Raw genomic sequence first — 14071 nt, forward strand, 5'->3', positions numbered from 1 at the left:
GGCGCGCACAGACGCCCGCCCCTTCACGCCCTGGGAGAGCACATGGTTGCGGAGCGAGAGTTCAAGGACGTCATGGCCGAGGTCTGCACCTCGGTGGCGGTGGTCACGGCGACGGCGGACGGGCGGCCCCACGGCGCCACGGTCGGGTCCCTCGCCTCGCTGTCGCTGCGCCCGCCCATGGTGACCATCGCGCTGGACCAGCACTCGAACCTGCTCGCGCGGATCCGGCGGAGCGGCAGGTTCGGCGTGAACCTGCTCGGCGCCGGACAGGCCGACGCGGCCCGCGCGTTCGCCTCCCCGGCGGCCGACCGGTTCGCCGGCGTCCCCTGGTACCCGGACGACGGGCTGCCCCGGCTGCGCCACGCGCCGGGCTGGCTCGTCTGCCGGACGCACCGGTTCGTCACCGGCGGCGACCACGTCCTGCTGCTCGGCCTGGTGACCCGCGTCGCCGGTTCGCGGACCGCCGCGCCACTGGTCCACGGCCGCCGGACGTTCGGCACACATTCCGCTTTCACGCACGGCACACACGCGTCCCTCACCGACCGCATAGCGGCGTTCGCCCGCTGAGACGGAGGCATCCATGTCCACCACCACCCCCGCGCCCGCCGGCACCCCGGTGCCGCCCGGCCCGCTCCGCGCCGCGCGCGAACTCGTCCCGCTCCTCGCGCGGGGCGCCGAACAGGGCGAGCGCGACCGCCGGCTCACCGAGGAGACGGTGAAGGCCCTCGCCGGCGCGGGCCTGTTCAAGCTCGCCGTGCCCAAGCGGTACGGCGGTCACGAGGCGTCCCTGCGCACCCTCGTCGACGTGACCTCGACCCTCGCCGAGGGCGACGGCAGCAGCGCCTGGGTGGTCGGCGTCTGCAACTCCGTCGCCTGGGTCGTCAGCCTCTTCCCGGAGCGGGCCCAGGACGAGCTGTTCGGGGCCGACCCGGAGGCGAAGGTCTCCGGAGTGCTGACGCCCAGCGCCACCGCGACCAAGGTGGAGGGCGGCTACCGGGTCTCGGGCCGCTGGCACTACGCCTCGGGCGCCTGGCACGCCGACTGGGCCCTGATCGGCTTCCCGGTGCCCGACGGCACCGGCGAGATCGTCGACCAGGGCATGGCCCTGCTGCCCGCCGCCGACTACACGGTGGAGGAGAGCTGGTTCGTCGCCGGCATGCGCGCCACCGGCAGCAACTGCGTCGTCGCCGAGGACGTGTTCGTCCCCGACCACCGGGTCCTGTCGGTGCCGAAGGCGATGGCGGGCGAGTACCCGCCCCAGCGGTCCGGCAGCAGCCTGGCCCGCTCGGCCTTCACGCAGTTCCTGACCGGCGCGCCCCTGGCGGCACCGCAGCTGGGCCTCGGCCGCGCGGCACTGGACCTGGTCCGGACCCAGGCCGCGGCCAAGGCCTTCACGTTCACCTTCTTCGAGAAGCAGCGCGACTCGGCGGCGTTCCAGCTCCGGGTGGCGGAGGCCGCCCTGCGGATCGACTCCGCCGAACTGCACCTGTACCGCGCGGCCGACGACATCGACGCGGCGGCGCGCGGCCTGCCGCTGGACGCGCTGGGCCGGCTCCGGGCCCGGACGGACCTCAGCGCCGCGGTCGGCTACGTCACCGAGGCCGTCGACATCCTGCTGACCGCGCACGGCGCGGGCGGCTTCGCCGAGACCAGTCCGCTCCAGCGGATCTGGCGGGACTCGGCCGTGGGCGCCCGGCACGCCATTCTGCAGCCCCAGATGATCAAGGAAATGTACGGAAAGGCACTGCTCGGCGTCGAGGAACAGATCTCTCCGCTGGTGTGACCGGCGGAGACCGCAGAGAGGAGACGGCCATGGCCGCACGCACGTACGACACCAAGGGCGCGAACTGGCAGCAGTTCGCCGACACCAGGATCTACATCGGCGACCTCGCCGACGACGGGATCCCCAAGTCGATGGGCGCCGGTTTCGCCAGCCTGCACCCGGGCGACGTCATGGAATGGGTGCCCAGCTACGACGAGTTCATCGTGGTGCTCTCCGGACGGTTCGCCGTCGACTTCGCCGGCGGCTCGGTGACCGCGGGCCCGCACGAGCTGGTGTGGGTGGAGAAGGGCGACCCGGTCACCTTCCGGGCCGACGGCGAGGAGGTCCTGCTCGCCTTCGGCACCAACCCGCCCTGGCAGACCACCCCGGAGACCCGGGCGAGCGCGGCCGCGTTCCGGCCGCTCTCCTCCTCACCCGTCGACTGACCGCTGGGAGCGCACGTGACCACGACCAACGCCGCCGTCGAGGCGGTGCCCCGGGAACTGAGCCCGCTGGAGCGCTGGTACTGGATAGCCGACCAGATCGCCCCGCTGAACGTCATCGGGCGGGTCCGGCTGCACGGCCCGGTCTCCCCCGACGTGCTGCGGTCGGCGCTGACGGCGCTCCAGGACCGCCACCCGCTGCTGCGGGTGGCGATCGAGGCGGACGACGACGACCGGCGGCCCCGGTTCACGCCGGTGGCCGGCCGGCCCGTCCCCCTGGACCACCGCGTCCTCGGCACGCCGGGGACGAGCCACGACACCTGGGAGCGGATCGTCGACGAGGAACTCGTCGAGGACCGCGTCGACTGGCGGACCGGCCCGCTCGCGAAGGCCACGGTGCTGAGCGGGGACGGGCCGGACGGCCCGACGCACGATCTGATCCTCTCCCTGCTCCACGTCGTCGCGGACGGCACCACCGTCATCTCGCTGCTGAGGCAGTGGGCCGAGCTCGCGGCGGGGCTCCCCGTCGAGCCGCGCGCCGTGCTGCCCCCGGCCGAGGAGCTGTTCCCGGCCGCGCACCGCGGCCCGGCCGGGGCGGTCCTGGCGAAGGAGAAGACCGACCGGGACGAGGGCGACCTCGCGCGGCTCGCCCCGCGCCGGGTCGACGCCGACCGGCCGGTGCCCTTCGAGCGGCGCCGCACCCGCTTCCTGCACCGGTCGCTGGACGGGCCGGCGCTGGACCGCCTCGCCGCCGCGTGCCGCGCCCGGGGGGCGACGGTCCACGGCGTGCTCGCCGCCGCGATGGTGCACGCGGTCGCCGTGGACGCCCGGGTGCCCGACGGGACGTGGTACTCGATCGGGTCCCCGGTCGACTTCCGCGGCGACCTCGAACCGCCGGTGGCCCCCGACGACGTCGGGAGCTACGTGGCCACCATCCCCTCCTTCGTCGAGCACGCGGCCGCCCGCCCGCTCTGGGAGACCGCCCGGGAGATCAGCGCGGACCTCAGGGCCCGCAAGGCCCGGGGAGAGCAGTTCTCCATGATCCGCCAGATCGGCGAAGCCGGGCCGGCGACCGTGACCGGGAGCATGCCCTTCGTCCGGCACCTCGACGAGAAGGGGCCGATCAACTTCTGCCTCTCCAACATCGGCCGGTTCCCCTTCCCGGACGCGGTCGGGCCGTGGCGGGCGTCCGGCGCGCAGTTCGTCGCCGGGCTGTCGGTGGTGGGCACCTTCGTGGGCACCGTCAACTCCAGCCATGACCAGCTGGCCTGGAACTTCACGTACGCCGAGGGGATGGTCTCCGACGAGCGCGCCGCGCGGCTCGCCGACCGGTGCGTCCGAACCGTCCTCGACCTCGTCCGAGCGGCCGGCTGAGAGCCCGGCCCGAACCGCAGCGGCCGGCCGTGTGCCCGGCCCGACACCGCAGTCGGGTCGGCCGCGTGCCCGGCCCACCACCGCAGCGGCCGGCCGCGTGCCCGGCCCGACACCGCAAGGGAGTACCGCCGATGGACGACGCACCGACCCGTGGCGAGGACGGGACACCACCCTTCGCCTCCGCCGTGGAGCTGGCCGCACTGACCCGGGGCGGGGACCTGTCCGCCGTCGAGGTCACCGAAGCGGCCCTCATCCGCCTGGAGAAGGTGAATCCGCAGCTCAACGCGGTGATCGCGGTACGGGCGGAGGGCGCGCTCGCGGACGCCCGCGCCGCGGACGCGCTGCCCCCGCGGCAGCGCGGTCCGCTGCACGGCGTCCCGTTCACCGTCAAGGACGCCCACGAGGCGGCGGACCTGCCCGCCGCCTACGGATCACTGCCCTTCACGGGCTACCGCCCCGGCTTCGACAGCGAGGCGGTCGCCCGGCTCCGCGCCGCCGGCGGCATCCTCGTCGGCAGCACCAACATGCCGGAGTTCGGGCTGCGGATCACGACGGAGAACCGGGCGTTCGGGGCCACCCGCAATCCGTGGAACCCCGAGCACGGCCCGGCGGGCTCCAGCGGCGGGGCGGCGGCCGCCGTCGCGGCGGGTATCGGCCCCCTCTCGCTGGCGGCCGACGGCGCGGGCTCGGTCCGGGTGCCCGCCTCCGCCTGCGGCGTCGTGGGGCTCAAACCCACCCGCGGTCGCGTCCCGTGGGCGCCCGCGACGCAGGAGCAGTGGGCGGGGTACGTCGTCAGCGGGCCGGTGTCCCGGACCGTGGCCGACAGCGCCCTGATGCTGGACGTGCTGTCGGGCCCGGTGCCCGGGGAGCCCTACGGGCTGCCCGGACTGCCGCCCGGCTCCCTCCTCGCCGCCTGCGACCGTCCCCCGGAGGGCCTGCGCGTCGCCTGGACCGCCACCCCGCCGCACGGCGCGGTGGCGCCGGAGGTGCGGCAGGTCTTCGAGCGGGCGGTGGCGGCGTTCGACGCCATGGGCGTCGAGACGGTCGAGGCCGCTCCCGACCTCGGCGGGCTCCTGGACCCGCTGCTGACGGTCATCGCGGCGAACACGGCCGCGATGACCCGCGGTGTCGCGCCGGACCGGCTGGCGGACCTGGAGCCGACCACGCTCGACACCGTCCGGCACGGCGAGCGCATCGGCGCCGCCGACTACTGCGCGGCGATCGCGGCCGCGCAGGCCCGGGCGGCCGACGTCGTCCGCTTCTGGTCGCGCTACGACGTCCTGCTGACCCCCACGCTGACCGTGCTGCCGCCGCGGCTCGGGACCGCTCCCGAAGGCCCCGGGTTCATCGAGCGCTGGCGGGAGTACGCCGACTGGCTGGCCTTCACGTACCCCTTCAACATCACCGGTCAGCCGGCCGTCTCGGTGCCCGCGGGACGGGCTCCCGGAGACCTGCCGGTCGGCGTCCAGCTGGTCGGCCCGCCCGGCGGCGAGGCGCGTCTACTGGCCCTCGCCGCGGCCTTCGAACGGTTCCGGCCCTGGGCCGGCGACCGGCCCCGGCTGGGGTGAGCCGTCCGGCCGGTCGTGCCATCCGGTCTCGCGCAGCAGGGCGATGCGGGAGTTCACGCCGGCCTTCCGGAACAGCTTCTTCAGGTGGTAGTTGACGGTGTGCGGGGAGATGCCGAGACGCCGGGCGATCTGCTTGTTGGTCAGCCCCTCGGCGATCATCCGGATGATCCGGTGCTCCTGGCCGTTGAGGTCCGGCGGCCCCGCGGGCGCGGCCCGGTCCGTTCCGGGCCCGGGCACCGGCGGGGCCGCCGGCCCCTCGCCCCTCCCGCCGCCCGGCCCGTCCGCGGGCCGGGCTGCGGCCACCTGCCGGCGCAGCGCGTGCCGCAGTCCGGCCGGCACCGAGTCGACGACCAGTTGCCACAGCAGCTCGTTGGGGAAGCGGACCCGGGTGTCGCCGACGGTCAGCAGCCCGGCCGCGGTCGCGCGGTCCAGCGTCAGCAGCAGGGCGGAGGGCGCCGCCCGCAGGACCGGCAGCAGGTCGTCGACCGCGCACTCCCGGCCGAGGACGGCCGCCACCCGCAGCAGCTGGCGGCCTTCGTCCGGGTAGTCGCGGAGCCTGCCGTGCAGCAGGTCCCGCAACCGCTGCGGGATGCGTTCCTCGACCAGCCGGGCCTCGTCCGCGTCCACCCGGACCAGGCGTTCCTCCCACAGGCCCCGTACCAGCTCCACCAGCAGCTCCGGATGCCCGCCCGCGCTCCGCACCACCCGGGCGAGCGGGGCGGACGGCGGCGCGCCCAGGATGTCGGCGGCCACCTGGAGCGACGCCGGGCCGCCGAGCGGGCCCAGCGTGATCCGCTCGGTGCGCCCGACGGAGCCCGCCAGCACCGCGTCCAGCCGCCCAGCCCCCGCCCCGCCGTGCCGCGCGACCAGCCAGACCACCGGCCCGCCGGCCCGGTGGCGCCGGTGCCGCGCGAGCAGCGCGTCGCAGGCCTCGTCCCCCAGGAAATGGGCGTCGTCCAGGACGACGAGCACGGGCTCGCCGGAGTCGGCCGCCGGCACCGGCGGATCGCAGAACGGCGGACGGAGGCAGTCCGCGTACCCGAGCCGCCGGGCGCCGGCCACCAGTTCGTCCAGGAAACGCGTCTTGCCGGAGCCCGGCACCCCCTCGACGGCCACCAGGGCGCCGCCCCGGGCGGCCCCGGAGCGCAGCGCCCCCAGCGCACGGTCCGTCTCGGGCCCGCGGCCCCGCAGCGGGAGCCGGGGCGGCAGGGGCGCCAGGGGTGCCAGGGGCTCGGACGGCACCCGTCCGGTGGTCACCGCCGTCATCGGACAGCACCCTCACCCGCGGGTGCCTTCGTCCGCCGGGCGGTGGGCACGGCCGGTTCGGACCCGATCCGGAACCGGGTCAGCAGCGGTCCGGTCATCAGGGTGGTGACCAGTGCCATCACGACCATGGCGGTGAACAGCCGGTCGTCCAGGGCCCCCAGGCTCAGACCCACGTTGAGGACGACCAGTTCGGTCAGCCCGCGCGCGTTGAGCAGGATGCCCAGGACGGTGGACTCGCGCGGGGACGCCCCGGTGAGCCGGGCCGCGCCCGCCGCCCCGAGGAACTTGCCCGCACAGGCCACGGCGACGATCGCGAGGACCATGACGAGGCCCTGGACGCCCAGTCCGCCCAGGTCCACCGAGAGCCCGGTCACGGTGAAGAACACCGGGAGCAGCAGCAGGCTGGTCTGGTCGATGCGCTCCGGCGCCTCGGGCGCGATCGCGTCGATGTGGTGGCGGGGGACGACGGTGCCGAAGAGGAAGGCGCCGAACACCGCGTGCAGGCCGAGTTCGTCGGTGATCCAGGCACTGGTCAGCAGGCCGGCGCAGAGCACCACGTGGACCGTCGCCCCACTGCCCGACCAGCGTCGTTCCGGTGCCAGCAGCCACGTCAGGGCGGGGCGCACCACGAAGACCAGGGCGAGCACGAAGAGCGTCGCGCCGCCGACCGTGCGGCCGAACGACCAGGGGTCGGCGACCGTGACCGTCGTGACCACCGCGGCGAGCACGCTCCAGGCGATCACGTCCTGGATCGCGGCGCTGACCAGCGCCACCGTCCCCACCCGGTGTTTCTGCAGGCCCCGTTCGGCGATGATCCGGGCGAGCACGGGGAACGCCGTGATGGACATCGCCGCGCCGAGGAAGAGCGCCGGTGCGAGGGCGTTGCCGGTCGCCAGCTGGCTCTTGTCGAGCCACGGGTAGAGCAGCAGCGCCAGTCCGGCGCCCATCGCGAACGGCAGCGCCACCGAGGCGAACGACACCACCGCGATGTGGCTGCCGACCCCTCGCACGTGCGAGAGGCTCAGCTGGTAGCCGACGCCGAACATGAACAGGACCAGGCCCAGTTGGGCGAGGGTCTCCAGATAGGGGCGCACCTCGGGCGGGAAGAGCAGCCGGGGCAGGTCGCCGGGCAGCAGCCCGAGCAGACTGGGGCCGAGCGCCACTCCGGCGACGATCTCCCCCATCACCGCGGGCTGCCGGACGCGCTTGGCCAGGGCGGCGAACAGGTAGGCGGTGACCAGCACCAGGGCCAGGTCCGCGAGGACGATCCCGGCTGTGCTCCCGCCCTCCGCCGCGATGACGGCCGGGCCGTGTGTCGACACTCTTCTCCTCCTGGCTTCGGGTGGGGGCCGGCTCACGGCCGGAGCCGGCCGCTCCCGGGGATCGGGAGCGGCCGGGGGAGTTCGGTGGTGAGGGGTGCGGGTGCGCGGCGCCGCGCAGCGGGCGCGCAGGGCGCGGGTGACGCCGTGCACCGGCCGCGCAGGGCGCGGGTGACCTCGTGCCTCGGGGCGCACGGTGCGCGGCGTGTGCCTGGCGCACGGCGCGGGTACCGACCGGCGCCGGTGGTGCGCGGCGGCGCCCGCCGTCGGTCCGCCCGCGCGCTCGGGGTGCGCGCGTCCCCACGTGCGGGGTACGCGCGCGCCCGGGGCGTCAGAGGCGCTTCGCCAGCGCCTTGCGGTCGACCTTGCCGCTGGGGGTCAGCGGCAGCGCGGGCACGCTCCGGACGGACGAGGGCACCATGTGGTCGGGAAGGTGCACCGCCAGGCTCCGCCGGACCGCGGCCGGCACCACCTCCGCGTCCCGCGACGGCACGCAGAACGCGGCGAGCTGCTTGACCCCCGAGGGGCCCTGACGGACCACCACGGCGGCGTCGGCCAGTTCGGGGAGTCTGCGGAGATGGGCCTCCACCTCGCCGATCTCCACCCGGTGGCCCCGGATCTTCACCTGGTCGTCGAGCCGTCCGAGGAACCGGATGGTGTCGTCCGGCAGGAGTTCGACCAGGTCTCCGGTCCGGTAGATCCGCCCTGCGGAGGCGAGGTGGGGGACCGTCAGGAACCGTGCGCCGGTCGCCTCGGCCATGCCCAGGTAGCCCTGTGCGAGCACGGGACCGCCGATGCACAGCTCCCCGGGAGTGCCGGGCGGCTGCGGGCGCAGCCGCTCGTCCACGATGTACGCCTCGGCGTTGGCGATGGGCCGGCCGATGCTGGGCTGGTCCGGCCAGTCGTCGGGATCGCCGCCGAGTTCGAGCGAGGTCACCACATGGGTCTCGGAGGGCCCGTACTGGTTGACCAGCACCGCGCCGTCCAGGTGCCGGAACAGGGCGCGCACGGACGGGGTCACCTGGAGCTGCTCCCCGGCGGTGACGACCTCGCGGAGGGCGGCAGGCCACGCGCCGACCGCGACGGCGTGCTCGGCCACCGCCTGGAGGGCGACGAACGGCAGGAAGACCCGTCGTACCGAGGCGCGGTTCATCAGGTCGATCAGGGCCTGCCAGCTCCGGCGGGTCCCGTCGTCGGCCACCACCAGCGTCCCTCCGGACGCCCAGGTGCTGAAGAGCTCCTGGAAGGAGACGTCGAAGCTCAGCGCGGAGAACTGCAGGGTGCGGTCGCCCGGGCCGGACGGCGAGACCCGGCACTGCCAGTCGACGAGGTTGGCCAGAGGCCCGTGGGGCATGGCCACCCCCTTGGGCACGCCGGTCGACCCGGAGGTGTAGATGACATAGGCGAGCGCGTCGGGACCGACGGCGGGTGCGGGCGCGGCCGGTTCGTCGTCCGCGAGGGACGACGCGACGGACAGCAGGTCGTCGAGGAGGGTGACGCAGGCGCCGTCGGTGGCGGGCAGGCGGTCGGCCGAGGCCTTGTCGGCCAGCACGATCCGGGCGCCGCTGTCCCGCACCATCGCGGCCAGCCGCTCCGCGGGGTAGGCGGGGTCGAGCGGCACGTAGGCGCAGCCGGCCTTGAGCACACCGAGCACGGCGACGGCGATGGCGGGGCCGCGCTCGAAGAACACCCCGACGGGCTGCCCGGTGACGCCGGCCGCGCGCAGCGCGCGGGCCAGCCGGTCCGAGTCGCGCCCCAGCTCCTCGTAGCTGAGGTGTCTCTCGCCGTGGAGGACCGCGGGCAGGTCGGGATGGAGCGCACGTGTGGCCTCGAAGAGCTCGTGCGCGAGCGGGGGTGTCCTTCCGGTGGAACCGCGTAACTCGGTCATCGATGCTCCCAGGACGGATCAGGTTCGGGACTGCGCCGGTTCGGTCAGGGCCGAGGAGATCGCCGCCGCGAGCGGTTCGGCGCCGGCCGACTCCAGGTAGAGGTGGCCGCCGGGGAACGTGCGGGTGGTCAGCGGCTGGACGCTGCTCCACTGCCACTGGTCGGTGTGCTCGTCGCCGAAGACGTCCTCCCGGCCGCGGCAGACGACGACACGGCTCTCGGTGACCGTGCGGGACATGGTGCGGACGAACGAGTCGCAGATGTCGAAGTCCGACCGCAGCAGGGACACGGCGCGGGCGGCGATGTGCGGGTCGCGGAGCAGTCCGTCGTCCAGGGCGCCGTAGCGCGCGGCGCGCTCCAGCACCTGCTCGTCGGACGCGGGGCCCTCGCCCTCGGCGAACAGCGGTGACGCGAGGTGCGGGGCGAGGTTGGCGGAGGCGAAGAGCACCTGGCAGCGCGGGCCGCCGCGCCGCTCCAGCGCGGCCGCCACGCCGAGCCCGAGGTAGGCGCCCATGCTGTGGCCGAAGATCGACAGCTCGGCGTCGGTGCCGACCTCCCGGACCAGCAGGTCGGTCAGGTCGTTCACCGCGTCCTCGGCGGTGTGGAGGGTGGGTTCACGCCAGCGGCGGCCGCGGCCGGGGAGTTCGGCCACCAGCGGTTCGACGTGGTCGGGCAGCAGCCGGGTCAGCCGGCGGAACACGGCCGCCGAGCCGCCGGCGTGGTGGAACAGGGCGAGCACAGCCATCGGTGTGCCTTCCGGGGGGAGGGAGGGGGTGCGGGCGGCGGAACCGGGTGCGGGTGCGACCGGTCGCGGCGCCCGGCGCGGGGGCAGGCGTGCGCCGCCGGCGCGAAGCCGCCGCGGGCTCCCGCGTTCGGGCGGCCGCCCGCCGGCCGTGTGTCCGGCGTGACGCGGTGACGGTCGCCCGGCGTGATGCGGCGGCGCCTGCGCCGGGTGGTGGTGGGGGGTGGGGCCGGCGGCGCTGTGGACGGGCGGGGAGCACGGGGGTGCCGGTGGAGCCGGTGGTGGGGCGGCCGCCCGCCCGCCCCACCACCCCGTCGCGACCGGGGGAGTCGCGAGATCACCGCGCGGGACGGGGCCCGGGGCCCGGCCCCGCGGGCCGCGGCCGGCCCGGGCCCCCGGCGGACGGCCGGACGGCGGGGCGGGCGCGCGGCGGCGGAGCGTCAGTTGCCGACGGTCTGCCGGAAGTCCCACGGGCTGAACCGGTGACCGCGGCGGCTCCGGTCGGTCAGCTTGTTGATCCCGTACTCGTCCTTTCCGGAGACGAGGACGGCCCCGTAGTTCTGCAGCGGGATCGTGCCGCCGTACTCGGACACGTCGTCCAGCCCCGGGTAGACCTTGACCTGCGTCGGCACGAACCGGGTCGCGAACCCCATGCGGTAGTCCGTCCTGCTGCCGGTGTGCGGCAGCGAGCCGTGCATGAGGGTCGACCAGAAGATCACGCACTCGCCCGGCTGCATGACCAGGGAGAACGCCTTCGACTCGTCGGGCCGCCAGTCGGGGTCCTTCTGCAGCTCGCGGTAGTCGTAGCCGAAGAAGCCGCGCTTGATGCTCTCCTTCTCCCGCTTGTTGATCGTGTCCGGGTTGTAGGACATGCCGCGGGACTCGTCGTAGTTCATCACCCGGTGGGTGCCCGGCATGAGCTGCAGGCAGCCGTTCTCCTTGGTGGAGTGGGTGAACGCGGTCCAGGCGGTGATGGTCCCGCCGAAGGCGGGCGCGTTGTTCTCCGAGGGCCACTGGATCTGGGGGCTTCCGCTGGAGTGGGCGAAGGTGGCCGCCTGGTGCCAGTCCGTCCCCTCGTCTCCCTGGTACTTCGGGAAGAACTCGGTGCGCCAGCAGAGCAGGTCCGGGCCGAGGATGGAGGCCACCCGCTCGACGATGGCCCGCTGCATGATGTGCTCGCTCAGCAGGTCGATGTCGAGGTGGCGGTCGTAGTTCGACAGGTTGGTGACCGCTCCGAGCGAGTCCTCCGGGTAAATGGCCCGGGACCGGTCTGGAATGGCCCGGCGTATCTCCTTCCAGCGCCTCTCCATCTCCTCGGGTTCATAGACCTTGATCGGACCGATGAATCCCTGCTCCTCGAATGTCGCAAGCTCTTCGGGGGTCAGCCGAAAATTCGACGTGTGGTCACCCACGGCTACTCCAGGATCTGGTTGGGACGGTGCGGTGGAAGAATCAGGCGGCGGGCTGCGCGGCCATTCGGCCGTGCAGTTCCCGGGCGGCGTCGCCGAGCGGCAGCTCGAACAGCGTCTTCACGTCGAGTTCGTGGCCGAAGCGCTGCTGCAAGCGCGTGTTGAGGTTCATGGCGATGAGGGAGTGACCGCCCAGGTCCAGGAAGTTCTCGTCCAGGGAGACCTCGGTCTCCAGGAATTCGCCGACCCATTCGGCGATCAGATCCTGTAATTCGCGCAGGCCCTCGGGTGTGGAAACGGGCATTGCTGCCTTGCTCCTCTCTTGGGGTCTCTTGCGAACCTCCCTGAAGGGTCGTCGAATACGACGTCCGGAGGTTCGCCGAGCGCTCTGCACACGTTCGCGCAAAAGGGCTGCGGAAGCGGGTGCGGGATCGACTCTATGGGCCTGGGTCGCGAAGGCGGTAATGCCAATCCCTTGGGGGGTATGCGCCGCGAACATGTGCCAGGCGCAGTCCCGGGGCCGCCGCCCGCGCCGGACGGCCGGGCGGCGCGTGCGCGCGGCGCGGGCGACCGGGACCGCCGGCCGTCCGCCCCGGGGCGCCGCCGGCCCCGCGGCGGCGGGCCCCTCACCGGGCCGTCCCGCCGCCGGGGCCCCGGGGCGTTCCGGCTCCGGCCCCCTCCCTTGACCTGCGCGGATTCGCTCTGCTTCGCTCAGTCGGTTCAACGGGTCCGGCGGCGGGACGAGCGGCGGGGCAACCCGCGGCGGGCTCCGCCCGTCCTGCCCGGACGGGGACCACATCTTCATCGAGCGAGGCGGTCGAGTTGATACACATACGGCACCGGCGACGGGCGGGACTCTGGGCCGCAGCGGCTGCCGTCGTCCTCGTGTTCCTCGTGGCGCTGGAGTACGCCGCGCGCCGCTACGGCCTCCCGGGGCCGATCACCGCACAGGCCCGGGAAGTGATCTTCCCGCCCAAGTCGGGCGGCATCCTGTACGCGGGCCTGGCCCTGACCATGGTGGTGCTCACCTGGCGGCAGCGGGCCGTCGCGCTCGGCGCCGCGATCGGGGTCGACCTCGTGTTCTGGGGGGTCCGCTGGGCCGCCGGCATCGAGGTGTCCGACGGCCACCCCTTCGGCAACGGCGCGCTGTGGGCGATCCTGGGCGTCGCCGTCCTCGCCGTCACCCGCCGCACCGGCGGCGAGCGGGTCCTGCTGCTGAAGGGCGTCGGCCTGGCCCTGCTGCTGGTCGCCGGCCGCAAGACCGGCGACACCTGGCTCCTGATCACGTCCAGGACCCGCCCGACGGTGCTCGACCAGTACGTCGCGGCCGCCGACCACGTGCTGGGCGACCCGTCCTGGCTCGTGGGCCGGATCGTCACCGCCTCCGGTCCGGTCGGCTACAACATCCTCGACTTCGTCTACGGCCAGCTCCCGGTCGCCGCGGTCGTCGTCGCCCTGTACCAACTGCGCCACGTGGCCGCCCGGCGCCTCTTCCCCGGCCACCACCTGGTGCGCACCTTCCTGGTGATAGGGCTGGTCGGACCCGCCTTCTACATGCTCTTCCCGGTGGTCGGCCCGCTCTTCGCCTACGGCTCGGGCACCGCGCACTGGGAGTCCGTCGCCCTCTGGTCGCCGGACATGGAGCCCACCGCCCAGTGGGCGCTGGGCGATCTGTGGCCCGGGACCCCGCCGCCCCACGGCGCCCCGCAGCCGATGCCGTTCGACGAGTTCACCCCGCGCAACTGCATGCCCAGCCTCCACACGGCGTGGGCCACAGCCATATACGTCCACACCCGCAAGAGCCCCCCGCTCCTGCGCCACGCGGGCACCTTCTGGCTGATCGCCACCCTCGCCGCGACCCTCGGCTTCGGCTTCCACTACGGCGTGGACCTGCTCGCCGGCGTGGTGTTCACCCTCACGATCGAGGCGGCCCTGCGCACGTACGACCGCGGCTGGGACCGGTCGGGGCTGCGGCTGGCCGGCTTCGGGGCCGCGGTCTTCACGGCGCTGCTGCTGTCCTACCGGTACCTGCCGGTGCAGATGGCGGACCACCGCTGGGCCGCCGGGCCCCTGCTCGTGCTGGCGACGGTGTCCGTGATCCTGGCCTACGTCCGCACGGTCGCCCGGTGGGAGCGGGACGCCGCGCCGGGCGCCGGGGCCGGCGACTCCGGACGGGCCGGGGTCGGCGCCGCCGTCACAGGAGGTCCGCTTCCCGGATGACCCGGGTCCGCTTTCCCGGACGGGCGGACCGCTTCCCCGCCCGTTCCTAGCGTGTGTTCCGCGGCTCCGCATCCCGGAGTG

12 protein-coding genes are annotated in these 14071 nt (G+C 74.5%); 6 read left to right on the forward strand and 6 right to left on the reverse strand.

The window, feature by feature from the left end:
* The first annotated feature begins 42 nt into the window (after positions 1-42).
* From IAG43_RS15860 to IAG43_RS15880, 5 genes are all read left to right on the forward strand, one after another.
* On the forward strand, positions 43-567 hold the full coding sequence (locus tag IAG43_RS15860; RefSeq protein ID WP_246574368.1) for a flavin reductase family protein: 525 nt from the start codon (positions 43-45) through the stop codon (positions 565-567).
* A 13-nt stretch (positions 568-580) separates the two neighbouring features.
* Complete coding sequence (locus IAG43_RS15865) at positions 581-1783, forward strand: acyl-CoA dehydrogenase family protein (protein ID WP_187741371.1); 1203 nt, start codon at positions 581-583, stop codon at positions 1781-1783.
* 29 nt (positions 1784-1812) lie between these two features.
* The gene (locus IAG43_RS15870) at positions 1813-2208 is read left to right on the forward strand and encodes a hypothetical protein (RefSeq protein ID WP_187741372.1); all 396 of its coding nucleotides are present in this window, start codon (positions 1813-1815) and stop codon (positions 2206-2208) included.
* A gap of 15 nt (positions 2209-2223) precedes the next feature.
* Entirely contained in the window at positions 2224-3579 is a 1356-nt protein-coding gene (locus IAG43_RS15875; protein WP_187741373.1) for a phthiocerol/phthiodiolone dimycocerosyl transferase family protein, read from the forward strand.
* Positions 3580-3710: 131 nt separating this feature from the next.
* Positions 3711-5147 (forward strand): amidase, encoded by a 1437-nt coding sequence (locus IAG43_RS15880; protein WP_187741374.1) that lies wholly within the window; start codon positions 3711-3713, stop codon positions 5145-5147.
* Here the strand turns inward: IAG43_RS15880 and IAG43_RS15885 are convergent.
* The 6 genes from IAG43_RS15885 to IAG43_RS15910 all read right to left on the reverse strand — a co-directional run bounded on the left by IAG43_RS15885 (position 5079) and on the right by IAG43_RS15910 (position 12074).
* Positions 5079-6413, reverse strand: a complete 1335-nt coding sequence (locus IAG43_RS15885) for a helix-turn-helix domain-containing protein (RefSeq protein ID WP_187741375.1) — start codon at positions 6411-6413, stop codon at positions 5079-5081. The two genes, IAG43_RS15880 and IAG43_RS15885, sit on opposite strands and share 69 nt — an antisense overlap.
* On the reverse strand, positions 6410-7735 hold the full coding sequence (locus tag IAG43_RS15890) for a cation:proton antiporter (protein ID WP_187741376.1): 1326 nt from the start codon (positions 7733-7735) through the stop codon (positions 6410-6412). The genes IAG43_RS15885 and IAG43_RS15890 overlap by 4 nt, the downstream gene beginning before the upstream one ends.
* A gap of 328 nt (positions 7736-8063) precedes the next feature.
* Positions 8064-9620: an amino acid adenylation domain-containing protein gene (locus IAG43_RS15895; protein WP_187741377.1), complete on the reverse strand. Its 1557-nt coding sequence runs from the start codon at positions 9618-9620 to the stop codon at positions 8064-8066.
* 18 nt (positions 9621-9638) lie between these two features.
* A complete protein-coding gene (locus IAG43_RS15900) occupies positions 9639-10364 on the reverse strand; it encodes a thioesterase II family protein (protein ID WP_187741378.1) in 726 nt (241 codons plus the stop codon).
* 437 nt (positions 10365-10801) lie between these two features.
* Positions 10802-11773 carry a chlorinating enzyme gene (locus IAG43_RS15905; protein ID WP_187741379.1) on the reverse strand — a complete coding sequence of 324 codons (972 nt, stop codon included), beginning with the start codon at positions 11771-11773 and terminating at the stop codon, positions 10802-10804.
* A gap of 40 nt (positions 11774-11813) precedes the next feature.
* Positions 11814-12074, reverse strand: coding sequence for an acyl carrier protein (locus IAG43_RS15910; RefSeq protein ID WP_246574369.1), 261 nt, complete (start codon positions 12072-12074; stop codon positions 11814-11816).
* Positions 12075-12592: 518 nt separating this feature from the next.
* On the opposite strand from IAG43_RS15910, the gene IAG43_RS15915 reads away from it, so the two are divergent.
* Positions 12593-13990: a phosphatase PAP2 family protein gene (locus IAG43_RS15915; RefSeq protein WP_425508607.1), complete on the forward strand. Its 1398-nt coding sequence runs from the start codon at positions 12593-12595 to the stop codon at positions 13988-13990.
* Positions 13991-14071: the final 81 nt, after the last annotated feature.

This window comes from Streptomyces genisteinicus (assembly GCF_014489615.1).
Taxonomy (GTDB): domain Bacteria; phylum Actinomycetota; class Actinomycetes; order Streptomycetales; family Streptomycetaceae; genus Streptomyces; species Streptomyces genisteinicus.

Coding starts and splice junctions, on each gene's coding strand:
- IAG43_RS15860 (WP_246574368.1), top strand. CDS start 43: ATGGTTGCGGAGCGAGAGTTCAAGGACGTCATGGCCGAGGTCTGCACC.
- IAG43_RS15865 (WP_187741371.1), top strand. CDS start 581: ATGTCCACCACCACCCCCGCGCCCGCCGGCACCCCGGTGCCGCCCGGC.
- IAG43_RS15870 (WP_187741372.1), top strand. CDS start 1,813: ATGGCCGCACGCACGTACGACACCAAGGGCGCGAACTGGCAGCAGTTC.
- IAG43_RS15880 (WP_187741374.1), top strand. CDS start 3,711: ATGGACGACGCACCGACCCGTGGCGAGGACGGGACACCACCCTTCGCC.
- IAG43_RS15885 (WP_187741375.1), bottom strand. CDS start 6,413: ATGACGGCGGTGACCACCGGACGGGTGCCGTCCGAGCCCCTGGCACCC.
- IAG43_RS15895 (WP_187741377.1), bottom strand. CDS start 9,620: ATGACCGAGTTACGCGGTTCCACCGGAAGGACACCCCCGCTCGCGCAC.
- IAG43_RS15900 (WP_187741378.1), bottom strand. CDS start 10,364: ATGGCTGTGCTCGCCCTGTTCCACCACGCCGGCGGCTCGGCGGCCGTG.
- IAG43_RS15910 (WP_246574369.1), bottom strand. CDS start 12,074: ATGCCCGTTTCCACACCCGAGGGCCTGCGCGAATTACAGGATCTGATC.